The sequence below is a fragment of the Umezawaea tangerina genome (assembly GCF_003002815.1).
Taxonomy (GTDB): domain Bacteria; phylum Actinomycetota; class Actinomycetes; order Mycobacteriales; family Pseudonocardiaceae; genus Umezawaea; species Umezawaea tangerina.
Genome location: NZ_PVTF01000008.1, coordinates 554,635 through 580,453 on the forward strand (window position 1 = coordinate 554,635; position 25,819 = coordinate 580,453).

Consider the following 25,819-nt stretch of genomic DNA (forward strand, 5'->3'; position numbering starts at 1 on the left):
TCAGTCCTCCTCGTCGTCGGGCAGGCCGTGGAAGGGGAAGACGAGGTTGCCCCGGTCGTCGGTGTCCACGACGGTGTAGTCGATGTCGATCAACAACAGGCTCCGGCGCTCCGGGGCGGGCTCGACCCGCACGCGCTCGATCCGCGCCCGCGGCTCCCACCGGGTCAGCGCGCGCTCGACCTCTGCGGCCAGCTCGGCGCGCACCTCGGTGGTCGGCGGCTGGAACACGAAGTCCCGCAACCGGGACCCGAAGTCCGGGCGCATCCGGCGTTCACCGGGGTAGGTGGTGAGGATCAGCCGCATCGACTGCTCCAGCTTCGTCGTCCCGGACGCGAGGCCGAAGCCCCCGGTGGCGGAAAGCCCCACCGGGAACCCCCAGCCCGTGCCGATGGTGTCCGTGCGCACCCCGGCCCTCCTAGTTCAGCTTGATCGGATGTCCCTTGATCTCCACGGGGCCGCTGCTCTCGATCTTGACCGAGGCCTTGCCCGTGAGGTTGAGCCGAGCGCCGCCGCCGACGTTCACCTCGCCGCCCGCACCCGCGGTCACGTTGACCTTGCCGCCCTTGCCGCTGACGACGTCGATCACGCCGCGGTCGCCGCACTGGATGGTGAGCTTCCCCGGCTTCGCGGGTCTGCCGCCCGACGGCGCGGGGGCGCAGCGCAGCGTCACGGTCCCGGCGACCTGGTCCACCACCAGCGCCAGGTCCGCGCCCGCGGTGCCCAGCACGAAGTCCGAGGCCACCGTCGAGGGTTTCGAGCCCGGTCCCTGCTCGTCGTGGAACGCGAGCCGGTTGCCGGTCGGCGTGACGATCCCGCGCCGCACCACCGAGGCCGCCGACCCGCTCCGCTTGACCGGTGGACCACCGAGGTCGTGCGTGGCCCGGTCGTCGTACAGGCCGCCGAGCACGTACGGCCGCCTCGGGTCGCCGAACTCGAACGCCACGAGCACCTGGTCGCCGACCGCGGGCTGGAGGACGGCACCCCCGCGCGTGCCCGCGCCGGGGTGGGCCACCACCGCCCAGCCGGTCTCGAACTGCGGCGACAGCCACGGCAGCGTGAGGCGCACCCGGCCCTTGCCGTCCGGGTCGCCGACGTTGCTCACGATCCCGCACACCACACCGGGGATCGGCGCGGTCGTCGGCGTGCCGCCGCCCAGTGCCAGCAGGGACCGGGTGTTGGCGCCGCTGATCTCGAAGGCGGTCTTGTAGCGCCCGGCGGTGAAGCGGTGGGTGGTCCTGGTGAGCACCCACCGCCCGCGGAACGGTCCGCCCACCCCGTCGACGTCGACGGCGACGCCGGGGAGCAGGCGGGGGTCGCCCAGTGCCTCGCCCTCGGCCTCGGCCACCGTGGACCCGAGCCGTCGTGCGGCGCCCTGCGCGACCTCGCGGGCGGCGGTGTCGGCGGCGGCGCCGTGGGCGACGGGGGCGCTGGTCACCACGAGCCCCGCGGCCACCGGGTCGGGACCGAAGCCGCGCCCGGCCGCGGCGGGCTTGGGGCCCGCGGCGCGGGGCTGGAACGGCCGCGACAGAGCGGCGGGATCCGCGTCGTCGAGGCGGGTGTTCCCGGCCGCCGTGTCGACGACGGCCGCGACCGCCTTGGCCCGGCGGGGATCCCAGACCCTCACCTCGGTCTGCGGTGCGAGGTTGCCCGCGGTGACCCGCGGGGCGAACCGCAGCAGCGTCGTGGGGAACGACAGCCCCACCGCCTTGGCGGACCGCGCGGACACCGGGCGGGTGAAGCGGAACTTGCCGTCCACCACACCGAACTCGAAGCCGATGGCGTCCGCCCGCGACCGCAGGAACTCCCAGTCGGTCTGGTTGACCTGCCCGACGTGCTCGTGCGCGGTCGTGGTCTGGTCGACCACGCCGATCGCGAGCCCGTGTTCGCGGGCGATCTTCTTCGCGATGTCGGAGTCCTTGGCGTTGAGGAAGGTCCGGGTCCGCCGAGCCCGTTGCAGGCGGTGGTCGCGGGTGTAGCCGCGCACGGTCGTGCTGCTGCACGAGCCGTAGTCGCCCTCGATCGCGGTGATCTCGCCGACGACGAGGTCCGCCGCGGTCTTGTCGGCGACCCCGGCCGACGCCAGTGCGACCTGCGTGCCGATAGCCAGGCCCGCGCGGTCGAGCACCGAGCCGTCCGGGTCGGCGAAGGTGATCTCGAACATGTCCGGCAGGTGCGCGTGCAGGTCCACCACGACGTTCTCGACCAGGTCCTCGACGGACCCGGCCAGCGGGGTCGAGCGCGGGCCGACCAGGATCCGGGGCGTGACCTCGACGAACGCGGGCTGGGGCTTGGTCACCGCTTCCCCCTCGTGAGGCCGGGCCGGAACGGGTCGTCCACTGTGGACGCCGCGCGGGCGGGCGGAGGGGCCGCCGGGGTGTTCCGGCCGCGCGGGCCCGCGGTGCCGCCCTTGCCGAGCGCGTTCTTCCCAGGGGACCGCCCGCCTCCACCGGGCGCGCCGGTGGGTGCCGCACCGTCCTGGGCACGCACGTCCGCGGCCATGACCACCGCCAGGGTCACCACGGCCCGGCACGGCACACCGGCACGGGTGAACCGGGTGTAGCGGATCTCCACCGATCGCAGGTGCACGTCGTCGACGTGGCTCGGTCCCATGCTGATGGTGAGCCGCTTCGCGTTCTGCTGGCCACCGGACGGCGTCGCGCTCCCCTTCTTCGGCTCGCCCTCCGGTTCCAGCCAGTCCCACAGCTTCGTCGCGGTGGTGCGCACGGCGGTGGCGCCCTCGACGGTCAACGCCTGCACCTTGAAGCACAGCCTGTTGTCCATCCGCCACGAGTCCTCGCTGTTGTAGACGTGGTAGCCGCTGTGCGTGAGGCCGTCCAGCTTCTTCTCCAGCGTCACCTCGCGGGGGTTGTACTGGAACTCCAGCCTGTCGTTCGGCCCGTGGGAGATGGTGAAGCGGCCCTTGGTCTGGTCGGACCGCGCGGACTCGTGGTCGCCGAGGCTCCCCTTGCCGAGGAAGCCGCGGTGGACCAGGGTCAGCTTCTCGATCGCGACCCTTCCCGCCTTGTCGGTCAGCATCGGGGCGGACCAGGCGACCGGGAAGGCGTTGGCCAGTTCCCAGGAGCCCAGCAGGCGCTCCCCGTCGTCGCCACCCGGAGAGGTGAACATCGAGATGATCACCGTGGTGCCCGTGTAGAGGGCCTTGGCGGGCTCGCCGCCCTTGGCCGTCGCACCGGACTCCACCAGCCCGGCGCCGCCCTCAGCGCTGTCGTGCCACTCGCGTGCGACGCGCCGCAGCCAGACCTGCACCCGTTCGCTGTCGGCGTGGTCCATGGCGCGTTCGAGGACGATCCTGCCGTGGTTGATCGCCTTGGGGACGAAGTAGGGCGCGTCGTCCTCGCCACCGGACCACACCTCGTCCACGGTGAGCTCGACACCCAGTCCGGAGCAGCCGGACCACCGGCCCAGGTCCTCCGAACCGGTGGGGCGCACCACGACCACCCGGAACCAGGTCGTCGTGCCGTAGCGCGGGTGCGTGCCCGGCCTGCCGGGCTTCCGCTTCGCCGCCCACGCGCCGAGCGGCGGCTGGGTGAGCAGGGGGATGATCATCGCCGGCCTCCGGACTCGTCGTGCAGGAACCCCGAGTGCGCCAGCTCCAACGTCTCGATCACGGGCTTGGTCCCGCCGGACTCGAAGGCGGAGATCGACCAGGAGACCGGGAAGAACTGCTTGAGCTCCCAGGTGATGACCGGGACGCCCGCGAAGTCGAGCAGGTGGATCCCGCCGCTGAGCGGCTCGTGCCTGCGGGACGTGCCGGCCAGCCACCGCTGGACCGTCACCGAGTCCGAGCACGCGGCGCGGGAGAGCTCGACGACCGGGTACGACGAGTCGCCCGGTACGACGACCACGTCGTTGTCCTCACCGGCGCGGTAGTGGTGCCGCTCCCAGCTCACCTTGAGCCCGGACACCCGCGACCAGCTGCCGAGGTCGTACTCGCCGTGGTCCAGGTGCACCACGAACCGGTGGGCCATCGAGACCTGGTCGAACATGAACTCCGCGGCCTTGGTGGGCAGCGTCGAGGGCTTCACCGGTGTCCTCCTGGTCCGGGGTCGGCGAGGGAACCGGTCCGCTCCCGGTCGACGAGCAGTTCGGAGCGCAACCGGGAGCGGATGTGCCCGTAGAGCCGGTCCGCGAGGGAGTCGGCGTCCAGACGGCCCGGCTGGGGCGTCAGGTCGTCCGGCGGGTCGTCACGGCTCGCCTCGCGGTCCCGCCGCAGCGCCGCCAGCGTCGAGCGCAGGTCGGCGATCTGGGTGAACGCCTCCGCCAGCCCGGCGGAGTCAGAACCGGTGTCCTGGTGGTGCGCCGGGGACGACGGTGGTGCCGCTGCGTCCGGACGGTGAGCCTCGGTGAACCCGGTCTCCGGCGTCCAGGACATCGTGGAGCCCACGGGAACCGCGTCGGTGTTCTCGTGGACCGGGGTGGGGGAGTCCGTCGTCGTCGGCTGCGGCGCGCGTTGGAGGGCGTGGGTGGTGATGGGCTGCGTCGTCTGTGCAGTCGTGGTCGCGGGTCGGGTGCGGTGCACCAGCGACACCGGAGCCTGTTCCTCGCCGAGGAACCACCGCTCCGCCGACCTGGCGACGGCTTCCAGCTCCTGGCCGTGCGCGGAGTCCTCGTCGGGCATGTCCGTGTCGAGCACGCGCTGCTGCACGACGTGGACGAGCTCGTGGGCCAGCAGGGCGCGGGTGTCCCCGCGGTCCATCGTCGCGACGGCGTGCGGCAGGTGGACCCGGCCGCCCTGGGTGAACGCGCGGGCTCGCAGTCCGGCCGCCTGCCGGGTGACCGCCCGGCCGCTGTGCACCGGCACGTCGGCGACGTCGACACCGAGGTCCCGCCGGAAGGCGGCGACGACGTCGGAGGGCACCCGAACCTCGACGGACTCGGGTTCGGCGAAGGAGACCGTCCGCTGGAGGACGACCTGCTTGCCGAGCACCGGGACGTCCGCGACGTCGGTGCCCGGCTCGCGCGCGATGGCCGTGACGACTTCGGGTGCGAGGGGTTCGGGGTGATCGTCCACATCGGACTTAAAGGTGGAGGAAGTCGGTCCTTGGCCGATGGGGGCGCGGTGGACCGGGCCGTCCCACCGGACGGTCGGTGCTTCCGCCGCGCGCCGGTGGGGGAGTGGTTCGTGTGCGGCGGAAGGTTGCTGGGGCTGGTGCGGTTGTATGCCGCTGTCCTGAGGTGGGGTCGTCCTCGCGGGTGGTGGGGCCGGCAGTCGAGGTGGGGGTGCGTCGCCGGACGTCGTGGTGGGCCTCGTCTTCGGGGGCGAGGTGAACAGGGGTGGCTGGACCACGGTCCGGCCGGTTCGTCGTTCGTCCGGTCGCCCGTCGCCGTCCTGCTCGTCGTTGTGCACCAACGGGTGTGCCGGTACGGCCGGGAGAGGTGAGGGCTGAGAGGTCGGTGGGATCGAGTGCGGTTCCACGGTGGTGTCGACGTCCGCGTGGGTCGTCGCGGGCGGAATCACGGGCGGTGTCGACCGCTCCGCCGGGGCGTCCGGGACAGGCAGGACGGGCTGGGCGTCCGGGACGGGTGGTTCGCCGGAGTCGTCCCGCGTGGCGGGCGGGATCGGCAGCCCGACTCCGCGCCTCCTGCTCTGGCCGAGCGTCGGACGTGCCCGCGGCCCCCTCGGGGGTCGTACCGCGGGTGTGGGCTCGGGTGGAGGTGGCGGAGCGGCGAACGCGGCGAGTCCCGACGCCTCGCCCAGCCCGAGCATGCCCAGCGCCGTCTCGATGCCCATCGCCTCGTACTGGGCGGCCAGCCGGTCGAGCTCGGTCATGCTGCGGAACGGCGAGTCGGGCTCGACCGGCTCGGACACGAACTCGGCGGAGGCCGTGGTCAGCGCCGGGGTGGCAGGCCGTCGGGGGACGGCCGGGCGGCGCACGGACGGCACGACCGGCAGCACGGGGTCGTCGGACCCGTCCTGGTCGACCAGTGGTGCGGGGTCGTGCTCGGGGAGCGGCGCGGGCGGTTCGGGGCGGACCACCAGCAGTCCGGTGGTCCGCCCGACCACCACGGGTGTGTCCGGCACGAAGTCGTCCACTGTGGACATTTCGTTCGTGCGGCTCCCCGCGGTCGCGGGGAGCTTCCGGCGCCCGCGCAGCCGCAGTTCGGGGAGCACCGACCTGGTGCCCGCGACGTCGGGCATCCGCAGCAGGACCACCGCGGTGCGCGGCAGTCCCGTGACCACCGTGCGCAGCACGGGCAGGCGCCGCCACGCGCGCGTGGGCGCGGGCGGGACGTGGTCGGCGGTCCGGGACCGCTTACCGCGCAATGGCCACCACATCGGTCCTCCGAACGCGGTCGTGACGGGCAGGGGTCAGTACGGGGCGGGCGGGGGCGGGGCGTCCACGCCGTCGAGGCGCTGGTGGATGCGGCCGACCTCGGTGATGACGGCGGTGCGGGAGCGGTGGTCGAGGTCGAGCAGCTCCCCGAACGACCAGTGCAGGTAGTAGGCGACGTACGCGATCTCCTCCCACAGGCGGGGGAGCGCGTACGTCAGCGTTCCCCCGAGGCATCACCGGCGACGTCCACCCCGAACTCGTGGCCGCAGGCCGGGCAGGCGACGTCGGCCTCGGTGTGGCCGTCCTGGTTGATCCGCCGGTAGAGGTCCTGCAGGAACGCCAGGTCCGAGGCGAACAGGCACTCCACCACCAGCGCGTCGACCACCGGCACCGAGCCCAGCCGCACCAGCGTGCGCTCCAGCAGCAGCACCGTCAGGTACGCCGGGTTCTGCCGCACCCGCGGGTCGGTCTGGGTGGTGATCTCGTCGCGTGCCGTGGCGAGCCGCATCACGCCCTCGCGGTGCGCGACGCCCCGTTCGTCGACGAAACCCCTTGGCAGCACGAAGGGGTACTCCGTCCGCAGCGCGCCCGGTGGAGCGGTCAGGCCTTGCGTCATCGGGATGTCCTTCCAAGTCTGCGGTCGGCACCCCGTGCGGTGCCGACGGTGTCCACCGGTCGCGCGTCCCGGTCGGCGGTCGCGCGGGATCGGTTAGGGCTCTAGGGCTTGACCTCGATGAGCTCGCAGGTGACCTTGCACTCGATGGTGGCCACGGCGGAGTCGCCCGCCTTCAGGCCGCTGATCAGGATCTCGGAGCACCAGGCGTTGTGCAGCACGTAGGTGATGGCTTCCTTGCCGGAGGCGTCCATCACCTTGAGGGTGCCGTCGCCGCGGGCCTTGGGGTCTCCGATGCGCGCCATCGCGTGCCACGCCATCAGCTTGGTGTTGCCCGCCGCGTCCAGCCCGCGCTTGAGCTGGATCACCGGCGGCTCGGTCTTGCCGAACTGCTTGGTGTGGATGGTGTTGCCCTTGTCGTCGTTGTAGATGTACTCCTGCGCGCCGACCTTGGACGAGATGCCGCCCAGCTCGGAGAAGGCGATCGTGCCCAGGTTGCTGAAGGACAGGTAGAACCGCGCGGCGGACACCACCTGGCTCTGCGTGGTCGCGGTCATGGCAGGACTCCTCTTCCTCGTTGGTCGGTGTTCGTCCGGCGGTCGCCGGTCAGGCGAGGATGATCGAGTCGCACTCGATGGTCGCCTTCATCATCACGACGTTCGACGACCCGGCGGTCGCCGCGTCCAGTTCGAGCCTGGCGCACCAGGCGTTCTCCAGCAGGCAGGAGGCGGTGATCCCGCCGCTCGCGTCCATGATCATGAACGCGGCGGGCACCTTCGCCAACGGGTTGTTCATCCGCGCCAGCGCGTGCCAGGCGAAGATCTGGCCGAAGCCCGCGGCGTCGAGCGCCCGCTTCAACGTGATCGACGGCGGCCTGGCCCGCCCGAACTGCTTGGTGTGGATGTTGCCGATCCTGTTGTTGTAGGAGTACTCCTGGTGCTCCACGGCGGAGGTGAACCCCGCCAGCTCGGAGAAACCCAGGCCCACCGCCCACCCCTCGCAGTTCACGACGAACCGCGCGGCACTGACATACTGGTCCACGACTCACTCCTGCAGTGCCGCGCCCTCGGAGTACTGCGCCAGGCGGAACACCACGAACTCGGCGGGCTTCACCGGGGCGATGCCGATGTCGACGGTGAGGATGCCCGCGTCGCGGTTCTCCTCGGGGTTGTTCTCCTCGTCGCACTTGACGTAGAACGCTTGGTCCGGCGTGCTGCCGAACAGGGCTCCGCTGCGCCACACCCGGCGGAGGAACATGTTGATCGTCCGGTGCACCGAGCCCCACAGGTACTGGTCGTTGGGCTCGAACACCACCCAGTTCGTCCCGTTGAGGATCGACTTCTCCACGTAGTTGAACAGCCTGCGCACGTTGAGGTAGCGCCATTCCGGATCGCTGGACAGCGTGCGGGCGCCCCAGATCCGGGTCCCCTGTCCGGGGAACGAGCGGATGCAGTTGACCCCGACCGGGTTGAGCGCGTCGTGCTCGCCCCGCGTCAGCCCGGACCGCAGGCCGATCACCCCGCGCACCACCTCGTTCGCCGGCGCCTTGTGCACACCGCGCGTGTCGTCGTTGCGCGCCCACACGCCCGCGACGTGCCCGCTGGGCGGCACGGAGAGCTTCTTGCCGTCGGGCGCCACGACGTCGAGCCACGGCCAGTAGAGCGTCGCGTACTTCGAGTCGTAGCCCGCCTCGTCCACCCGCCACGTCCGCAGCGCCTGCGGCCTGAGGTCCGGCAGCGGGTCGAGGATGGCGACCCGGTCGGACATCAGCTCGCAGTGCGCGATCATGGCGAGCTGCACGGCCTTGACCCCGTCGCGGTCGATGGCACCGCGCTGGTAGGCGCTCATCAGGTCGGGCACGCACAGCATGGTGACGTCGTCCACGGCCTCCAGCCCGGCGAACCCGGTGCGGTCGCCGGAGTCGCCCACGTAGTCGGACGCCCGCACCGGCCCCACCGCGGCGACCTCACCACCGCTCAGGACGGTCCGGGTGCCCTTGCTGGGCAGCGCCACCGCGCTCTGCCCCTTGACGTCCTCGACCGCCACCAACTTGGACTGGCGCAGCGCGGTCACGACGTGGGAGGGCCCGCGCCGCACGGTGACGTTGTCGTAGACCTCCTCCACGTCCCCCTTGCGCACCACGAGCTTCACCGCGTCGTCGCCCGGCTCGGAGGCGTCCTGCACGTCGATCGACACCCCGTTGCCCGCCGTGCCCGGCTCGACCGCCCTGACCACGACCGGCCGACCCGACCCGACCCCGGCGATCTCCGCGCGCGCCGCCGCCGTCCCGTCCCCCGTCCCGCCGCCGATGCGCACCACGTACGCCGCGCCGCCGCCGTTGAGGAAGTACCCGTACACGGCGTGCGCCAGGTAGCCGTCGTCGAGGAACCCGCCGAACGACTGGGTGAACTGGGTCCAGTTGGTCACCAGCACCGGTTCGTCGGTCGGACCGCGCTCGGCGAACCCGACGAACGCGGCGACGGCGGTGCCGACCCCCTCGATGGGTTTGGAACCGGACGACACCTCCTCGGTGTACACGCCGGGTGAAAGGTAGCTCGCCATACCGTCCTCCGCTGTTGTGCCTGACTCGTCCACTCTGACCGGGCACGCCGCCGGGCCCCAGAAGAGATCGGCCCGGATTTCGCGCACCGCGTTGCACCATCGGGAAACCCGGCGGACGAAGGGGCCGACCGGGAGGGCAGGACCTCGCGCGCCCCGGCCGTCCGACCAGCTCACCGGGCTCGTGCCCTTCCGTGAGGTGCGGTCGCCCGCGCACCTACCCGAAGGGGAACTCCCGCTGCCTCCTTTCTTGATCGGCGGGTGCTGTGCCGGTCGCGCGATCCGGATGACAGTGGTGGCCGCCGACGAGGTCGTTCCGCGATCGGACGCGGCCGCACCCCGCGGCCCGATGGCGCCCCGAGGATTGGGTTGATGGTGGATGAAGGAAGACGACATCAAGGCAGCGCTGGCTGCCGCCGGTCTGACCGACGAGACCCTGGCCGAGAAGTGGTTCGACGCGATCCGCGAGACGCGGTCGAACGCGGATGACTCGTGGAGCTCCTTCAAGGAGGAGCTGAGCTCGAACGCGCGCGAGTTCGACTTCGCCTTCGACGACAACTTCGTCGCGGAGTTCCACCGGAAGGTCGAGGACTCGCTCACCGACCCGCTGGCCGCTGTCGAAGCGATGGCGGAGACCGAGAACCAAGAGCTGCTCACGACGTTCAAGGGACTGCGGGCGGCGGAGGAACGATCCCGGTCGGGCGTCCAAGGGCTGACCTGGGTCACCGGCACGCAGCAGGACCGGTTGCGCGGCACGTTGGGCGAAGGCTGGAAGGACGTCGTCCGCGGCAGGCTCGACAAGGAGTGGTCCGGCTGGAAGGCCGCGACGGAGGACCAGCTGGTCACGTTCCTGGACCAGTGGATGCCCACGATCCTCGGGCAGGCGACGCCGGCGCCCGCCGACGACGTCACCGCGCTGCTCTGGACGACCGGCACCCAGCGGGAGCGGCTGCACTCCGCACTCGGCGACGCCTGGGGCACAGTCGTCCGCGGCACGCTCGACAAGGAGTGGTCCGGCTGGAAGGCCGCGACCAAGGACCAGCTGGTCACGTTCCTGGACCAGTGGATGCCGACCATCCTCGCGCAGGCCGCGCCCGCCGTCGACGTCACGGCGCTGCACTGGACGACCGGCTCGCAGCGGCAACAGCTCCTCGCCGGGTTGGGCGACGCCTGGCCCGACGGCGTCCGCGCCACCCTCGACAAGGAGTGGTCCGGGTGGAAGAGCGCGACCGACGGCCAGCTGGTCACGTTCCTGGACCAGTGGATGCACGTCGTCCTCGCCCCGGCACGGACACCGGCGGCGCCGATCGGGGAAGTGCTGAGCCACGACGCGGCGGTGGTCGCGCAGAACCCCGAGTTCGAGAAGATCGCGCCGCGGCGGCGCCAGGAACTGATCAACGAGGTGCTCGCGGAGCAGGTCGCCGTCTGAGCTCGAACCCCACCCCTACACCGCATCCAACGAAAGGTCGGAGAACGTGACCTCGGCACTGCAGGAAGAGTTCAAGGAAGCGGTCCGGCGACACCTGAGGGCGACCGTGGCACCGTCGACGGCTGCTGGACGCGCCCTCTACGTGGGGCACGGCGCACAGCAGCGGCGCTACACGTCGAAGGAGCTCGGGGCCCTGGTGGACTCGCTGATGACAGCGGGGTCGGCGACGGCCAAGACGGCCGAGAGCCTGTTCCCGGCACTCCACGCCGGTGCGCGGCGCGGGCGCGTCGAGAAGGCGATCTACGACTTCTACGACGACGGCAGGCACTTCGACGACATGAAGGTGCTGGCCGGCGCGGTGGCCGATCGGCTTGCCCACCTGAAGAGGGTCGAGGACACCACCTGGAGCGAAGGCACGGACGACGAGCGCGAAGCGGACGGCTTCGCCACGCACCCGGAAGTAGGCGACCACCCGGACCACGCGAAGTTCACCGCCGTCCTGGCGGGCTTCCTGGAACCGGGGGCGGTGGAGGAGCTCTGGCAGCTCACCCTGAAGGGAGTCGACTGGGCCAGACAACCGGGTCGCACCGAGGAGGAACTGAAGAAGAACCCGGTCTACCCCGAACTGGCCAGGAAGTTCAGGACGGCCCTGACGATCCCGAGGGGGGAACGCCTGGCGCTGTGGTCGGGTGGCTACGACGTCCGGATGTACGCGAGCGAGCGGCGCTTCGTCACGCTGGAGACCACGCGGGCGGGCCACCTGTACAACCAGCTCTCGCTGTTCGACGACTGGAGCGTGCTCGGCGGGCTGTGGAAGGCGATCTCCCGTGAGTTCGCGGGCCAGGCGCCTTCGGAGGTGCACGTGTTCGTGCGGTACTACAACCCCGACTCCATCCTGTTCGGTGAGGAGCTGCCGCAGCTCCTGCGACTGCAGACGATCACCTCCCTCCGCTGGCACCTGGTGACCGGCGACAGCCTGAAGGACATGTCCGACGTGGACGACAGCGGTCGCCGCGTGACGAGCTTCACCTTCGGCAGCTACCACGACATGGTGGCGGTGATGTCCTCCGACAAGATGAACAACAACAAGCTGGGCGCGAACAGGGCCTCGAAGAACCTGACAGCGGAGGAGAAGGAGCAGAACAGGCTGCTGTTCCAGCAGCAGATCAAGGACGACGTGGCCGCGGCGCAAAAGGCCGGCGCGGACGCCGTGGCGTCGCTCCGGGAGGACGTGAAGCAGCTCGTCTCGACCCTCCAGCTCGACGAGTCCTACAACGACAACCCGGCGGAGCTGCGGGACAAGCAGGAGGCCGTCGGGCGCATCGTCGACCCGGTGGTCGCCAGGGTCCGCAACGGTCTGGTGTACGACCGGACGCTGGCGGACTCGGTGTCGACGGACCTCAACGCGCTGGCCCAAGAAATGGACCGCCAGTACATCCGCAAGTCGTTGGCCGTAGAGCTCAGGCGCCATGCCGAGACCGTCACGGGCAAGAAGGACGGCCTTGAGGAGGCGATCGGCATCGCGATCGAGAGGGTGAAGGAGGGCATGTCCCTGGAGAACGCCAAGCTGGAGCTCGGGCAGATGCTGCGGTAGTCGGCCGCCCCTTGGCGCACCCGGCGATCAGCCGCTCGGCGGGACGGCGGTCATGCGGGTGACGAGCTGGGTCCTGGACCGGACGCCGAGCTTGCGGAACGTGCTGCTCAGGTGCGCCTCGACGGTCTTCTCGCTGACGAAGAGGCGTTCGGCGATCTCGCGGTTGGTCAGCGCGTCGGCCGCGAGCTTCGCGACGCGGCGTTCGGACGGCGTCAGGGCGTGCAGGCCGGTGAGGCGCAACCGCGGCAGCCGACCGCCGACCGCCGCCAGCCCGGCGCGCAACCGCTCGGCCAGGTCGTCCGCGTGGCACTCCGCCGCCAGCTCGGCCGCCCGCCGGACCGTCGTCCTGGCCTTCTCGCGGTCGCCGTCCCGTTGCTGCGCCGCGCCGAGGTCCACCAGGACGTGGACGAGCTCCAGCCTGCCCGGTCCGCCGCGCAGCAGGTCGGCGGCCTCCGCCAACTGCCCGCGCTGCTCGGCCGGGGCGGCGGAGGCGGCCGTGGCGCGCAGCGCGACCGCGATGTGCCGCGGCACGGCGAAGTCGCGCGCCAGGCGCAGCTGCTCGTGCGCCAGGGCGGAGGCCTCCTGGTGGTTCCCGGCGAGGCGGTGGGCCTGCGCCGCCAACAACCGCCAGTGGACGTCCCAGATCCCGCCCACGCCCCAGTTCTCGAGCAACCGTCCACACGCGACCGCGTCGGCGAGCGCGGCGACGTGGTCGCCCTGGGCCAGCCGCAGGCGGACACGCGCCTCCAGGAGCCACAGGTGCACCGACGACCGCGCGGGCCGGTCACCCGACAGCACGCTGCCGGCGAGCACGGCCTCGGCCTCGACGAGACGTCCCCGTTCGACGAGCAGGTGGATCGCCGTCGCGTCGAGCGCGGGCAGGCCGATGTTCGGTCGCGGGGACGCCGCCGTGCCGAGCTCGACGTGCTCGGCCGCCTGCGCGAGATCGCCGCGGAGCAGAGCGATCCTGGCCAGGTGGCACCGGATGATGCCCATCGGGAAGAGCAGGCCCCGGTCGACCGCGGTGTCCAGCGCCCGCTGCGTCCGCCGCTCCACCTCGTCGAGCCGGTCCGCGACGATCATGGTGTGCACCGCGGACCACAGCCCGCACCGCTCCGGGGTGAGCGCGTCGCCCGCGAGCGCCGACCGGGCGAGCCGGACCGCCTCGTCCGCCGGGCGGCCGGCGAGCACGGCCTCCAGCCCCCACTGGGAGTCGAGCACCGCCTTCGGGCGGCCGGGCCTGCGGTCGAAGGAGTCGAGGTGCCGCAACAGCAGGGAACGGCTCGCGAGATCGGCACGCGCCATGCCCACCAGCTCGGCCTCGACCTCCAGCAGCAGTCCGGGGTCGTCCACGCCCTCCAGGTCGCCCAACGCCTGGACGAGCAGCGGGATGGCCTCTTGGGGGTCGCCGCAACCGTTGAGGAACCGGGCGAGGCTGTACGCGCAGAGCGCCCGCTGCCTGCCGCCGTCGGCCAGGGCAAGCGCTTCCCGCAGCCGTGTTCCGGCGTCGTCGAGGGCCAGGTGGTGGGCCTGGCAGTTGCCCAGCTGCCTGCTGATCTCGGCCCGCAGCGCGGGCGGTGGCGGTTCGGCCCTGGCGCGCAGCAGGAACACCGCGGCGGTCTCCGGGGACCCGTGCTGGAAGGCCTGGCTCGCCGCCGCGGCCAGCGTCGAGATCCGGTCGGGCGTCCCGGCGGGCGCGGTCCGCAACAGGTGCGAGGCGACCTGGCCGACCGGCTTGTCCGCGCGCAGCAGCACGGTCGCGGCCCGCTCGTGCTCGGCGGCGCGCTCCTCCACCGGGATCAGCGACAGCGCCACGTCCCGGACCACCGCGTGGACGAACGCGGGCGGGTCGGCGTGCTCGAAGATCCCCTGGCCCGCCAACCGCCGTGCGGCGCCCGCCGCCTGCGCCCAGGTCAGCTGCGCCTGGGCCGCGACCACCGCGAGGTCCGAGTCGTTGCCGAGCACCGCGACGGCCCTCGCCACCGCCTGCACGGCCGCGGACTGGCGGCGCAACCGGGCGGCGACGTACCAGTGGACCGCGCCCGGCCCGGCCGCGGTGACGGCGGCGGCGTGCTCGGCGTCCGGCCGCACCCCGTCGGCGACCAGCACCCGCAGCAGTTCGCGGACGAACAGCGGGTTGCCGCCGGTGACCGCGTCGCAGGCGGCGCAGAACTCCTCGTGCGCGTCCGGCCCGAACTGCTGCCGCACCAGGTCGGCGACGCCCCGCGCGCTGAGGTTCCTGGGGCGCAGCAACGTGAGGTCGTCGGTGGCCAGGAGGTCGTCGACCAGCTCGTCGTCCCCGTGCTCGGTGGACCGGATCGTCACGGTCACCAGGATCCCGATCGAGTCGAGCCGCCGGGCCAGGAAACCCAGGAACCGCAAGGAAGGCTGGTCGGCCCACTGGGCGTCGTCCACCAGCACGGCCAGCGGCGCCCGCTCGGCGAGGTTGACCAGCAACCAGTACAGGCCGTTCAGCAGCGGGAACGGCGACCCCGGAGCGGCCTGCCCGTCACCGGCGCCGAACAGGCTCTCGGTGATGCGGGCGGCGCCGCGGAACACCTGCCGCCGCTCCTCGTCGTCGCGCGGCAGGACGGGTTCGAGCAGCTGGCGCACCACGCCGAAGGCGAACTCCCGCTCCAGTTCGGCGCCGCGGGCCGACAGCACGACGCACCCCTGGTCCGCCGCGAGCCCGCGCAGGTGGCGCAGCAGGGCCGTCTTGCCGAGACCGGGCCCCGCCTCCAGCACCGCGAGGCCGCCGTGACCGGCCTTCACCCGGACCATGAGCTCCCGGAGGGAGCGCACCTCGGCGTCCCGTTCCACGAGCCCCGTCACCGGACGTCCGCACTCCGCTCGGTCAGCACGCTGATGTGGTGAACATCGTTGAGCCGCTCATGTTCTGTCATCCTAGCGACTCCGGGACCGCCGGGTGTGCCGGGCATGCCCGTGCCGGAGCCGGCGCGGCGATCGGCCCACACCCCCTTGCGGAGGATGGCCCACGGCCTGCCACGACTCCGCCGATCAGCCCGCGCCCACCCGGTGCCGTGGCGCGGCGGCGGCCGAAACCCTAGGGAAAACCTTGGGGTTTTCCCCAACAGACGAACGGCTCCGGGTGCCGGACCCTGGTAGCGCTGGGGAACACGGTGAGCCACCTGGGGGTACGGCCATGGGCGAAAGAGTGAGAGTGCACGTCGAGGCCACCGACTCGGTGACGCGGTTCGGGGTGATCGCCCAGCTCGGCCAGTCCCCGGAGCTGGAGGTGGTCCCGCGCTCGGCGGTCGGCCAGGGCACGGTGGTCGTCCTGGCGGCCGACGCGGTCACCGACGAGGTCCTTGTCCAGGCCCGCGAACTGGGCCGGACCGGCTGCACCCACTTCATCCTGCTCACCTCCTCGCTCGACGACGCCGAGCTGCGCGCCGCCGTGAAGCTGGGCGTGTGCGGAGTGCTGGAGCGCCGGGACACCACCCCGGCGAAGCTCGCGCGGATGGTCCTGCGGGCCACCCAGGGCGAGGCCGCTCTGCCCGCCGCGATGCTCAACCGGCTGTTCCAGCAGGTGGCCACCCTCGAGGTCGGCGCGGTCGCGCCCTACCGGCCCGCGTTCACCGGGCTGACCGCCCGCGAGTCGCAGGTCCTGCGGTTGATCGCGGAAGGCCTGGACACCGACGAGATCGCGACCAAGCTGGCGTACTCCTCCCGGACCGTGAAGAACATCGTCCACGCCGTCACGACCCGGTTCTGCCTGCGCAACCGCTCCCACGCGGTCGCGTACGCCATGCGCGAGGGACTGATCTGACATCCGGCCCACGGCCGCGAACCGCGCTACTCCGGGCGGATCTCGTAGGCGCGCGGGTACTTCCGGCCCCCGCCGGGAACGGGGGAGCCGGTGAACGACACCGGTGTGCCGTTGGGGAGGCCCGCGCGGCCGTCGGGGAGGTCGTCGCGCGAGACGAACCACGAGCTGCCGCGGCTGTCGGTGATGAACCCGTGCGGCTGCCCCGCCTTCCACCCGGTCACCGTGCCGCGGCGGCGGCCGCGCGGCGAGCCCGCGGGGGAGGCGACGGCCTCGGTGGAGCGCACGAACGCGCGCCGCAGCGGGTAGTCGTCGCGGTCGGAGGGGGCGAACAGCTCGTCGAACGCGGGGGTCGCCGTCGCCGCGGCCCGCAGCGGTGCGGCGGTGCGCGGCGTCCAGGCGGGCGGTGGGGAACCGGAGGAGAACCGCGCGTCCACCACGGGCACGACCACGTGCACGCCGCGACCGGTCAGCCTGGTCGCCAGCGGGGTGAAGTCGGCGTCGCCGGTGACCAGCACGACCCACTGCAACGGCACGGTGGTCGCCCGGTCCCACACCTCGAGTGCGAAGTGGACGTCGACGCCCTTCTCCTTGCCCCCGTGCAGGGGCAGGTCGTGCCGGGTGATCTCGGCCGCGGCCAGCACCGCGTCGAACGACCTCGCGGGTGTCTCGATGCGACCGCGCACGTAGTGCGCCTCGTGCACCACGCAGTCCTCGAGCGCGCGTCCCGTCTCGTTGTGGACGTACCAGCGCAGCGCGTCGTGGAAGCCGTCGAGCGCGATCCGGGCGGCCCTCGGGTGGGCGGTGGCGTAGAAGTCGCTGACGTAGGCGAACCACGTGCCGTCGTAGAACACGCCGATGCGCACGATCTCCCCCACCCGCAGGACCTTACCCGAGCCGCACGGGGTGGTCCCGTCGCCTCAGGACCGCCCGAACAGCCAGTGACCGGGCCTGCCCGGCGCGGGGTCAAGGCAGAAGTCGCGCACCACGTCCACGATCTCCGCGACCGACACGACGCCGTCGTGGTCGCGGTCGACCGCGGCGAGGGTGGTGCGGGCCTCGTCGGGGGACAGCCCGCACGCGCGCAGCACGCGGGTGAGCTCGGCGGCGTCGACGACGCCGCTGCCGTCGGTGTCCACCAGTCGCACCACGGCCTCGGCCAAGGGGCGGACGTTGCGGTCGAACCCGTCGTCGCGCGTGGTGGTGCCCAGCCAGCGGACGTACTCGGGCCCGCTGACGGCGCCGTCGAGGTCCTGGTCGGACCTGGCCGCGAGCGCCCGCCACAGGTCGCGGTACCGGTGGCGGACGGTGAGCGCGGAGGGGGAGCCCGGCGACCGGCCGAGCGCCTGGACGAGCCGCAGGGCGAAGACCTCGAAGTCGTCCTCGGTGAGGCGCCCGTCGCCGTCGGCGTCCAGGGCGGTGAACCGCTTCGGGGGCTGTGGGTCGTCGCACCGGCCCAGGGTCGTGCTCCAGGCGATGACGCTGTCGTGGCCCGCCGCCAGGACGTCGGCGTGCGTCGCGCCGGGGTGGCGGTCGTAGCGGACCGGTGTGCCGGTGGCGCGCAGGTCCGCGACGAACCGCTCCACCACGGCGACCGGCACGACCTCGTCGGCGTCGCCCGCGGTGAGGTACACCGGCCGGTCCATCCTGGCGACGGGCACGCGGCAGGCGTGCAGCACCGGGTCGATGCCGGGACGGGCGCGGATGCCGGTGGTGCCCGCGGTGTCGTTGGTCTGACCGCCGATCGCGCGGAACATGTCGACCAGCGTCGCGGTGGACGCCACGTCGACCAGCCTGCCGCCCACGTCAGTCAGGAACGGCCGCGCGTCGAAGTCGGGGTGCGAGGTGCGCAGACCCGCCAGCAGGAACGGCAGCAGGATGGAGACGGGGCGGGTGCCGTCGCCGGTCAGGACGTCGACGAGCAGCGGGAGGTGCACCAGCGGCGCGAGCGCGACGGTGCCGCGGAAGTCGAGGTCGGGGGCGTAGCGGCTGGCCATCAGGCCGACGAACAGCGCCGCGTGCGCGCCCTGGGAGAAGCCCGCGACCAGCCACGACGCGCTCGCCCGGTCGTGCAGTCGGCGGGTGGCGCGGACGATGTCGACCACGTCGTCGGCCACGGCCTCGCCGTTGAAGTACGGGTGGGGTCCCGCGCTGGACAGGCCCTCGTAGTCGGTCGCGGCCACCACGTGCCCCGCCGCCAGCCAGCGCGCCACGTGCTCGCGTTCCAGCCTGCTCAGCCCGGTGCGGGACGGTGCACAGCGGTCGGAGAGGCCCGTGGTGCCGTGGGCGAACGCCACCACCGGCCAGCCGCCGGGCGGAGGTTCGCCGATGGGCAGGAAAACCGACCCGCTGACGGCCCGGCTCGCGCCGTCGTAGCCGACGCCCTGGTAGAGGACGCGGGTCGCCTCGGCGGTGTGGGACGGCCAGTACGCGCTGGGGAGGGGTTCGTGTCCGAGGAGGGTGCCCGGTTCGGGGACGTCGTGCGGATCCACTGGACCCCGTCCTCTCCTCGGTGCGGGCCGGGGGAAATGTAGCCGGGTGGTCGCCGGGGTGGGCCGGAGATCACCCGGTGGTGTGGTGTGCGTTCACCCGGTGGGGCAAGCGGGACCTGTCGTCGGTGGACGGTCGCCGCGGGTGTCCCGCGGCGACCGTCCGGTCCTCAGCCGACGTAGGCCGCGAGGTGCTCCCCGGTGAGGGTGGAGCGGGCGGCCACCAGGTCGGCGGGGGTGCCCTCGAAGACGACGCTGCCGCCGTCGTGGCCCGCGCCGGGGCCGAGGTCGATGATCCAGTCGGCGTGCGCCATGACGGCCTGGTGGTGCTCGACGACGATGACGGACTTGCCGGAGTCGACCAGCCGGTCGAGCAGGCCCAGCAGCTGCTCCACGTCGGCGAGGTGCAGGCCCGCGGTCGGCTCGTCGAGGACGTAGACGCCGCCCTGCTCGGCCATGCGGGTGGCGAGCTTGATCCGCTGGCGTTCACCGCCGGACAACGTGGTGAGCGGCTGGCCGAGGGTGAGGTAGCCCAGACCGACGTCCACCAGGTTGACCAGGATCTTGTGCGCCACGGGGGTTTTCGCCTCGCCGTCGCCGAAGAACTCCTCGGCCTCGCGGACCGGCATCGCGAGCACCTCGCTGATGTCGCGGCCGCCGAACCGGTAGTCGAGCACCTCGGCCTGGAAGCGCTTCCCGTCGCACACCTCGCAGGGGTTGGCCACCCCGGCCATCATCCCGAGGTCGGTGTACACGACCCCCGCGCCGTTGCAGTTGGGGCAGGCGCCCTCCGAGTTCGAGCTGAACAGCGCGGGCTTCACCCCGTTGGCCTTGGCGAAGGCCTTGCGGATCGGCTCCAGCATCCCGGTGTAGGTCGCGGGGTTGCTGCGCCGCGACCCGCGGATCCCCGTCTGGTCCACCGAGACCACACCGTCCCGACCGGACACCGACCCGTGCACCAGTGAGCTCTTGCCCGACCCGGCCACGCCGGTCACGACCACCAGCACCCCGAGCGGGATGTCGACGTCCACCTTGCGCAGGTTGTGCGCGCTGGCACCGCGCACCTCCAGCTTCCCGGTGGGCGTCCGCACCGACTCCTTCAGCGCGGCCCGGTCGTCCAGGTGCCGCCCGGTGGTCGTGCCGCTGGCCCGCAGCCCTTCGACGGTGCCCTCGAACACGACCTCGCCACCGCCGGAGCCCGCGCCTGGCCCCAGGTCCACCACGTGGTCGGCGATGGCGATCGCCTCGGGCTTGTGCTCCACCACGAGCACCGTGTTGCCCTTGTTCCGCAGCTGCACCAGCAACCCGTTCATCCGCTGGATGTCGTGCGGGTGCAACCCGATCGTCGGCTCGTCGAACACGTACGTCACGTCGGTCAGCGACGATCCGAGGTGCCGGATCATCTTGGTGCGCTGGGCTTCGCCGCCCGACAGCGTCCCCGACGGCCGGTCCAGCGACAGGTAGCCCAGTCCGATCTCCACGAACGAGTCGAGGGTGTGCCGCAGCGCGGCGAGCAGCGGCGCGACGGAGGGCTCCTCCAGGCCGCCGACCCACGTGGCGAGGTCGCTGATCTGCATCGAGCAGGCGTCGGCGATGTTCACCCCGGCGATCTTCGACGACCTGGCCGCCTCGCTGAGCCGGGTGCCGTCGCACTCGGGGCACGTGGTGAACGTGACCGCCCGGTCGACGAACGCCCGGATGTGCGGCTGCATCGCCTCGGGGTCCTTGGACAGGAACGACTTCTGGATCTGCGGGATGAGCCCCGAGTAGGTCAGGTTGATCCCCTCGACCTTGATCTTGGTCGGTTCCCGGTGCAGGAGGTCGTTCAGCTCCTTCTTGGTGAACTTCCTGATCGGCTTGTCCGGGTCGAAGTACCCGCAGCCGCGGAAGATGCGCCCGTACCAGCCCTCCATGCTGTAGCCGGGGATGGTGAGCGCGCCGTCGTTGAGCGACTTGGTGTCGTCGTACAACGCGGTCAGGTCGATGTCGTTGACCGAGCCCCGGCCCTCGCAGCGCGGGCACATGCCGCCGGTGATGCTGAAGCTGCGCCGCTCCTTCACCTTCTGCCCGGCGCGCTCCATCGTCACCGCGCCCGCGCCGCTGATCGAGGCCACGTTGAACGAGAACGCCTGCGGCGAACCGATGTGCGGCTCGCCGAGCCTGCTGAAGAGGATGCGCAGCATCGCGTTGGCGTCGGTCGCCGTGCCGACCGTGGAGCGCGGGTCGGCGCCCATCCGCTCCTGGTCGACGATGATCGCGGTGGTCAGCCCCTCCAGCACGTCGACGTCGGGCCGCGCCAGCGTCGGCATGAAGCCCTGCAGGAACGCGCTGTAGGTCTCGTTGATCATCCGCTGGGACTCCGCGGCGATCGTGCTGAACACCAGCGAGCTCTTGCCCGACCCGGAGACGCCGGTGAACACCGTCAGCCTGCGCTTCGGGATCTCGACGCTGACGTCCTTGAGGTTGTTCACGCGGGCGCCGTGCACGCGGATCAGGTCGTGGTTGTCGGCCTCGTGCGGTGCGGGCGACGGCGTGCTCTTCCTCGTGGCCATGCTTATCGTGTCTCCCAGTGGTCGCCGGAGCGCTCAGCGCAGCTGCTGGATGCGGACCAGGTTGCCCGCGGGGTCGCGGAACGCGCAGTCGCGGATCCCGTACGGCTGTTCGGTCGGCTCCTGGACGACGTCGGCTCCGCTGCCCTGCAGCCGCGCGAAGGTGTCGTCGAGGTCCTTGGTCGCCAGGTTGATGGCCGCGAACGTGCCCTTCGCCATCATCTCGACGACGGTGCGGCGCTCGTCCTCGGTGATGCCGGGGTCGATGGCGGGCGGGTGCAGGACGATCGCCGTGCCGGTCTGGCCGGGAGGGCCGACGGTGATCCAGCGCAGTCCGTTGTAGCCGACGTCGTTGCGGACCTCGAAGCCGATGACGTCGCGGTAGAAGGCCACCGCCGCGTCGGGGTCGTCCTGGGGGAGGTAGGTCGTGTGCACCGTGATGTCCATGGCGGCCACACTAAGTCCGGCTCGGGGACCGCGCTTCTCGATTCCTGACCGGTCGCGTCACCTGCTTGGACACGCACGACGGCATGCCCTCGGTCGCCTGCGCGGCCTGCCGCCGGTAGGTGCTCGGCGGCACGCCCACCAGTTCGGTGAAGCGGGTGCTGAACGTGCCCAGCGACTGGCAGCCGACCTCGAAGCACACCTCCGTGACGCTCAGGTCGCCCCGCCGCAGCAGCGCCATCGCGCGTTCGATGCGCCGCGTCATCAGGTACCCGTACGGCGACTCCCCGTAGGCGGCCTTGAACTCCCGGCTCAGGTGCCCCGCGGACATGTGCGCGTCGCGCGCCAGCGACTCCACGTCCAGCGGCCGCGCGAACTCGCGGTCGATCCGGTCGCGGACCCGGCGCAGCCGCGCGAGGTCGCTCAGGCGCTGCGCCGGGGCGGGTCTGCTGGTCACGTCCGCGATGGTGCCACATCGCGCGGACCAGCGGTCGGACGTCCGGACGACGCCCGTCGTGACGAGCCGGTGCCCGTCGTGGTCACGCGCCGGTGGCCTCCCTGGTGATCTGCTCGAACTGGGCGGCCATCGCCTCGGACAGGGCCTTGGCCGCGGAGAGCGGGCGGACCATCACGGTGAGGTCGTCGACCAGGCCGTTCTCGTCGACGTGCAGGATGTCGCAGCCGTGGATCTCCCGTTCACCCACTCGGGCGGTGAAGACCAGGACGTGGTTCTCCTCGTCGGGGCCGCCGATCTCGCGGACGTAGCGGAAGTCCTGGAAGACGCGCATGACCGCGCGCAGGATGGCGGCGGTGACGGGCTTGCCGGGGTAGGGGGAGAAGGCGACCGGGCTGGTGAACACGACGTCGTCGGCCAGCAGGGCCTCGATCGCGTCCTGGTCGCGTGCTTCGACGGCCTTGCGGAACGGGTGCATCGTGGCCTCCATAGACAACTTGTTGAGTAGTCGCATGGGAGATTAATCAGGTCGGTGTTAAATTGTCCAGATGGCTTTGCGCAACGCGGTTCTGGCCGCCCTCCTGGAGGGCGAGGCGTCGGGGTACGACATGGCGAAGCGGTTCGACGCCTCGGTCGCGAACTTCTGGACGACCACCCCGCAGCAGCTGTACCGGGAGCTGGAGCGGATGGAGGGCGAGGGGGTGATCGCGGCTCGCGTCGTCCGGCAGGAGCGGCGGCCGGACAAGCGGCTGTTCGCGCTCACGGAGGAGGGGCGGCGGGAGCTGCTGGCGTTCAGCGCCGTGCCCGCGAAGCCCGCCGCGCTTCGGGATGATCTGTTGATCAAGGTGCAGGCGGTGGACGTGGGGGACGTCGAGGCTGTGCGGGCGGCGGTGTTGGAGCGGTTGGAGTGGTCCAGGGCGAAGCTGGCGCGGTACGAGCGGTTGAGGGAGAGGCTGCTCGGGGGGCTTGAGGAGGAGGAGTTCCTGGTGAGGGCGGAGAGGGTGGGGCCCTACTTGACGTTGATGGGGGGGAGGTTGTTGGAGCAGGCGACTGTGGGGTGGTGTGAGAGGACGTTGGAGGTGTTGGGGGAGAGGGTGGGGGTGGTTGTGCCTTGAGGGGTTGGTGGGTTGTTCGGGTATTGACCGGGGAAGCCCGGCCCTCGGCGCGCGATTGTTCCAATGATCGATCTTGGTTTGTCAAGACGGTAGGGCTGTCTTGACAAACCAAGATCGATCAGGAGGGCGCTGTTTATCGGGGGCGGGAGGGGGTCTGGCTTCGCCAGGATCAGGCTGCGCCTGACTCGGGCATCGGACTTCGTCCGACAAGGCGGTGGGGCGCTCCGCGCCGGATGCGCGGGGCCGGGCTGCGCCCATCGGGGGGATCCTTGGCTGCGCCGTCGGACAGGGCATCCTTGCTTCGCGGCGGACCAGGCATCGGCTGGCGCCGACGAGGCCCCAGGCGCTTCGCGCCGGATGCGTGCTGGCGGGCTGCGCCCGACGACGGATCCTCGGCTGCGCCGTTGGACAGGGCATCCGAGCTTCGCCGGACAGGGCGTCCTCGCTGCGCGTTGGACAAAGCATCCTTGCTGCGCGTCGGATATCGCATCCGGGCTTCGCCGGACCAGGCTGGTGGGCGTTTTGGCCGGAGGCGAGCTGGCGGTTGTGCCGGTGGGGTGGCCCGCGCTCCGGTTGGTGTCGGGGGTGGGGGTTAGCCGGCCATTGCGGCTCGGACCTTGGTGATCATTTCGTCCTCGGTGTCGACGACCTGGCCGTCCGCGGTGGCGACTTCCTGGCAGATGGCGACGACGGCGTCCGGGAAGACGGCGGCGTCTTCGGGGGCCTTGGCGTTGAGGAGTTTGACTGAGCGGCGGAGTGCCTCGAGGACCCTGGTCTCCAGTTCGTGGTCCGAGCCTTCGGGGAGGCGGACGCGGGCGGAGTTGAGGACGTGGCGGAGTTCCTGGGGGAGGTTCACCATGGCGCGGAGGCCGGCGAAGCGTTCCTCGGCGACGGGGCCGGGGTCGGCGTGGGATACGAGCACCATGGCGCCGTAGACCGCCGTGCGCAGGGTCCGGCTCTCCTCGTCGGTGTAGAAAATCATGCCGACACCCTAGAACGTGCGGGGGTCGGGTGCGGTCGGGACGTGCTGCAACGCATGTCACGACCGCCCCCGGACGTCCGGGTTGTCCGTTATCGGGTGATCTCCATCTGGCCCATCATGCCGGTGGCCGAGTGGTCGAGCATGTGGCAGTGGTAGACGTACCGGCCCTCGTAGCCGTCGAACCGGACCTTGATCCGCACGGTGGCGCCGGGTGGGACGGTGACGGTGTCCTTGAGGCCGGTCTCGTGGCCGCCGACCGGGGCACCCGCGCGGTCGAGCACCTGGAACTGGACGAGGTGCAGGTGGAGGTTGTGCGGGATGGCGGGGGCGGTGTCGGCGTTGGTGATCCGCCAGATCTCGGTGGTGCCGAGCTTGATGTGCTGGTCGACCCTGGTGGAGTCGAACACCTTGCCGTCGAACTGGAAGGCGCCGGTCGACAGGTCGAGCTTGAGCTGGATGTCGCGGGTCGCGGTGGGGGTGCCGAGGTCGGGCAGCGGGCGCAGGGCGGCCGGGACGAGGCTGGTGTCGGTGGCGGTGCGCACGACGTCGAAGCGCATGACCGAGCGGGTGCTGTCGACCTCGCCGAGGTCGTTGCCCAGCACCACCTGGGTGCCGACGGCGTAGCGGGAGAAGTCGACGACGACCTCGACGCGCTCACCCGGCCACAGGTCGAAGCTCGGGGCGGTGACCGGGGCGGGCAGCAGGCCGCCGTCGGAGCCGATGAGCGTCATCGCGGAGCCGTCGGCGAGCTTGAGCCGGAACGCGCGCTCGTTGGAGCAGTTGACGAAGCGCAGCCGGTACTTGCGGGCGGCGACCTGGAAGTACGGCTGCGGCCTGCCGTTGACGAGCAGGGTCGTCCTGGCGTTGAAGTCGCCGTTGACGTAGACGAGCTGGCCCGCGTCGTCGAAGTGCGCGTCGCGCACCATCAGGGACACGTCGTACTCCCCGTCGGGCAGGCCCAGCGCGGCCTCCTGCGGGTCCTTGAGCAGGTAGCACCCGGCCAGACCGCGGTAGACCTGCTCGGCCTCGGTGTGGTGGGCGTGGGCGTGGTACCAGAACGACCCGCCGAGCTGGGTGTTCGGGTAGCGGTACTCGCGCCTGCCGCCGGGGTTGACGACGTCCATGGGGTAGCCGTCGCTGGACGCGGCCACGTGCGCGCCGTGCAGGTGGGCGACGGTGGGGTCGGCCAGCGAGTTGGTGTGCGTGACGGAGACCTCGCGGCCGCGCCGCGCGACGATGGTCGCGGCCGGGAAGTTCCCGTTGTAGGTGAACACCTTCGTCTGCACGCCGGGGAAGATCTCCGCGGTGGTCTCGGCCACGGCCACCTCGTAGAAGTCGGTGGTCGCGTTCTGGCGCACGGGTCTGGCCACGGGGAGGATCCGCAGCGGCGCCGCGAACGGGGTCGCCGCCACGGTGGGCATCAGCGCCGAGATGGCGCGGTCGAACGGGAGCAGCGCGACGGCGCCGCCAAGGCCGGTGAGCTTCATCAGGTCCCGACGGGAGACCAT

23 protein-coding genes are annotated in these 25,819 nt (G+C 71.8%); 4 read left to right on the forward strand and 19 right to left on the reverse strand.

The features are described 5' to 3' along the window. From CLV43_RS27940 to CLV43_RS27985, 10 genes are all read right to left on the reverse strand, one after another. The gene (locus tag CLV43_RS27940; protein ID WP_106190491.1) at window positions 1-405 is read right to left on the reverse strand and encodes a GPW/gp25 family protein; all 405 of its coding nucleotides are present in this window, start codon (window positions 403-405) and stop codon (window positions 1-3) included. Between the two features lie 10 nt (window positions 406-415). After that, window positions 416-2,296, reverse strand: coding sequence for a VgrG-related protein (locus CLV43_RS27945; RefSeq protein WP_106190493.1), 1,881 nt, complete (start codon window positions 2,294-2,296; stop codon window positions 416-418). Beyond that, a complete protein-coding gene (locus tag CLV43_RS27950; protein ID WP_106190495.1) occupies window positions 2,293-3,567 on the reverse strand; it encodes a phage tail protein in 1,275 nt (424 codons plus the stop codon). Before CLV43_RS27950 ends, CLV43_RS27945 begins: the two co-directional genes overlap by 4 nt. Further along, a complete protein-coding gene (locus tag CLV43_RS27955) occupies window positions 3,564-4,046 on the reverse strand; it encodes a phage tail protein (RefSeq protein ID WP_106190496.1) in 483 nt (160 codons plus the stop codon). Before CLV43_RS27955 ends, CLV43_RS27950 begins: the two co-directional genes overlap by 4 nt. After that, window positions 4,043-6,286: an eCIS core domain-containing protein gene (locus CLV43_RS27960; RefSeq protein WP_146174930.1), complete on the reverse strand. Its 2,244-nt coding sequence runs from the start codon at window positions 6,284-6,286 to the stop codon at window positions 4,043-4,045. Before CLV43_RS27960 ends, CLV43_RS27955 begins: the two co-directional genes overlap by 4 nt. Before the next feature lie 45 nt (window positions 6,287-6,331). Continuing rightward, window positions 6,332-6,514, reverse strand: a complete 183-nt coding sequence (locus tag CLV43_RS50335) for a DUF6760 family protein (RefSeq protein WP_106190661.1) — start codon at window positions 6,512-6,514, stop codon at window positions 6,332-6,334. After that, complete coding sequence (locus tag CLV43_RS27970; RefSeq protein ID WP_106190500.1) at window positions 6,511-6,912, reverse strand: hypothetical protein; 402 nt, start codon at window positions 6,910-6,912, stop codon at window positions 6,511-6,513. The genes CLV43_RS50335 and CLV43_RS27970 overlap by 4 nt, the downstream gene beginning before the upstream one ends. 101 nt (window positions 6,913-7,013) lie before the next feature. Next, the gene (locus CLV43_RS27975; protein WP_106190501.1) at window positions 7,014-7,466 is read right to left on the reverse strand and encodes a phage tail protein; all 453 of its coding nucleotides are present in this window, start codon (window positions 7,464-7,466) and stop codon (window positions 7,014-7,016) included. A 49-nt stretch (window positions 7,467-7,515) separates the two neighbouring features. Then, window positions 7,516-7,950: a hypothetical protein gene (locus CLV43_RS27980; RefSeq protein WP_106190503.1), complete on the reverse strand. Its 435-nt coding sequence runs from the start codon at window positions 7,948-7,950 to the stop codon at window positions 7,516-7,518. A 3-nt stretch (window positions 7,951-7,953) separates the two neighbouring features. Beyond that, the gene (locus CLV43_RS27985) at window positions 7,954-9,471 is read right to left on the reverse strand and encodes a phage tail sheath family protein (protein WP_106190504.1); all 1,518 of its coding nucleotides are present in this window, start codon (window positions 9,469-9,471) and stop codon (window positions 7,954-7,956) included. Window positions 9,472-9,847: 376 nt separating this feature from the next. Here CLV43_RS27985 and CLV43_RS27990 point away from each other — a divergent pair, with 376 nt between their 5' ends. Together CLV43_RS27990 and CLV43_RS27995 are read left to right on the forward strand one after the other, a co-directional pair. Next, window positions 9,848-10,897 (forward strand): hypothetical protein, encoded by a 1,050-nt coding sequence (locus CLV43_RS27990; protein WP_106190506.1) that lies wholly within the window; start codon window positions 9,848-9,850, stop codon window positions 10,895-10,897. Window positions 10,898-10,943: 46 nt separating this feature from the next. After that, window positions 10,944-12,491, forward strand: coding sequence for a hypothetical protein (locus CLV43_RS27995; protein ID WP_146174931.1), 1,548 nt, complete (start codon window positions 10,944-10,946; stop codon window positions 12,489-12,491). 27 nt (window positions 12,492-12,518) lie between these two features. Here CLV43_RS27995 and CLV43_RS28000 read toward each other — a convergent pair whose 3' ends face one another. Beyond that, a complete protein-coding gene (locus tag CLV43_RS28000) occupies window positions 12,519-15,323 on the reverse strand; it encodes a helix-turn-helix transcriptional regulator (protein ID WP_106190509.1) in 2,805 nt (934 codons plus the stop codon). A gap of 331 nt (window positions 15,324-15,654) precedes the next feature. Here CLV43_RS28000 and CLV43_RS28005 point away from each other — a divergent pair, with 331 nt between their 5' ends. Next, window positions 15,655-16,281, forward strand: a complete 627-nt coding sequence (locus tag CLV43_RS28005; RefSeq protein WP_146174932.1) for a response regulator transcription factor — start codon at window positions 15,655-15,657, stop codon at window positions 16,279-16,281. A 26-nt stretch (window positions 16,282-16,307) separates the two neighbouring features. On the opposite strand, the gene CLV43_RS28010 is transcribed toward CLV43_RS28005, so the two are convergent. The 6 genes from CLV43_RS28010 to CLV43_RS28035 all read right to left on the reverse strand — a co-directional run bounded on the left by CLV43_RS28010 (window position 16,308) and on the right by CLV43_RS28035 (window position 22,692). Further along, a complete protein-coding gene (locus tag CLV43_RS28010) occupies window positions 16,308-17,156 on the reverse strand; it encodes an NYN domain-containing protein (protein ID WP_106190512.1) in 849 nt (282 codons plus the stop codon). A gap of 42 nt (window positions 17,157-17,198) precedes the next feature. Continuing rightward, window positions 17,199-18,770, reverse strand: coding sequence for a lipase family protein (locus tag CLV43_RS28015; protein ID WP_106190514.1), 1,572 nt, complete (start codon window positions 18,768-18,770; stop codon window positions 17,199-17,201). 167 nt (window positions 18,771-18,937) lie between these two features. Further along, window positions 18,938-21,319 carry an ATP-binding cassette domain-containing protein gene (locus CLV43_RS28020; RefSeq protein WP_106190516.1) on the reverse strand — a complete coding sequence of 794 codons (2,382 nt, stop codon included), beginning with the start codon at window positions 21,317-21,319 and terminating at the stop codon, window positions 18,938-18,940. A 33-nt stretch (window positions 21,320-21,352) separates the two neighbouring features. Then, the gene (locus tag CLV43_RS28025; RefSeq protein WP_106190662.1) at window positions 21,353-21,763 is read right to left on the reverse strand and encodes a VOC family protein; all 411 of its coding nucleotides are present in this window, start codon (window positions 21,761-21,763) and stop codon (window positions 21,353-21,355) included. A 10-nt stretch (window positions 21,764-21,773) separates the two neighbouring features. After that, window positions 21,774-22,217: a helix-turn-helix transcriptional regulator gene (locus tag CLV43_RS28030; protein ID WP_106190517.1), complete on the reverse strand. Its 444-nt coding sequence runs from the start codon at window positions 22,215-22,217 to the stop codon at window positions 21,774-21,776. An 82-nt stretch (window positions 22,218-22,299) separates the two neighbouring features. Continuing rightward, window positions 22,300-22,692 (reverse strand): nuclear transport factor 2 family protein, encoded by a 393-nt coding sequence (locus CLV43_RS28035; protein WP_106190664.1) that lies wholly within the window; start codon window positions 22,690-22,692, stop codon window positions 22,300-22,302. 70 nt (window positions 22,693-22,762) lie between these two features. Here CLV43_RS28035 and CLV43_RS28040 point away from each other — a divergent pair, with 70 nt between their 5' ends. Next, window positions 22,763-23,329, forward strand: a complete 567-nt coding sequence (locus tag CLV43_RS28040; protein ID WP_106190519.1) for a PadR family transcriptional regulator — start codon at window positions 22,763-22,765, stop codon at window positions 23,327-23,329. A 592-nt stretch (window positions 23,330-23,921) separates the two neighbouring features. Here CLV43_RS28040 and CLV43_RS28045 read toward each other — a convergent pair. Continuing rightward, the gene (locus CLV43_RS28045; RefSeq protein ID WP_106190520.1) at window positions 23,922-24,311 is read right to left on the reverse strand and encodes a tellurite resistance TerB family protein; all 390 of its coding nucleotides are present in this window, start codon (window positions 24,309-24,311) and stop codon (window positions 23,922-23,924) included. Window positions 24,312-24,400: 89 nt separating this feature from the next. Next, a complete protein-coding gene (locus CLV43_RS28050) occupies window positions 24,401-25,819 on the reverse strand; it encodes a multicopper oxidase family protein (protein ID WP_106190522.1) in 1,419 nt (472 codons plus the stop codon).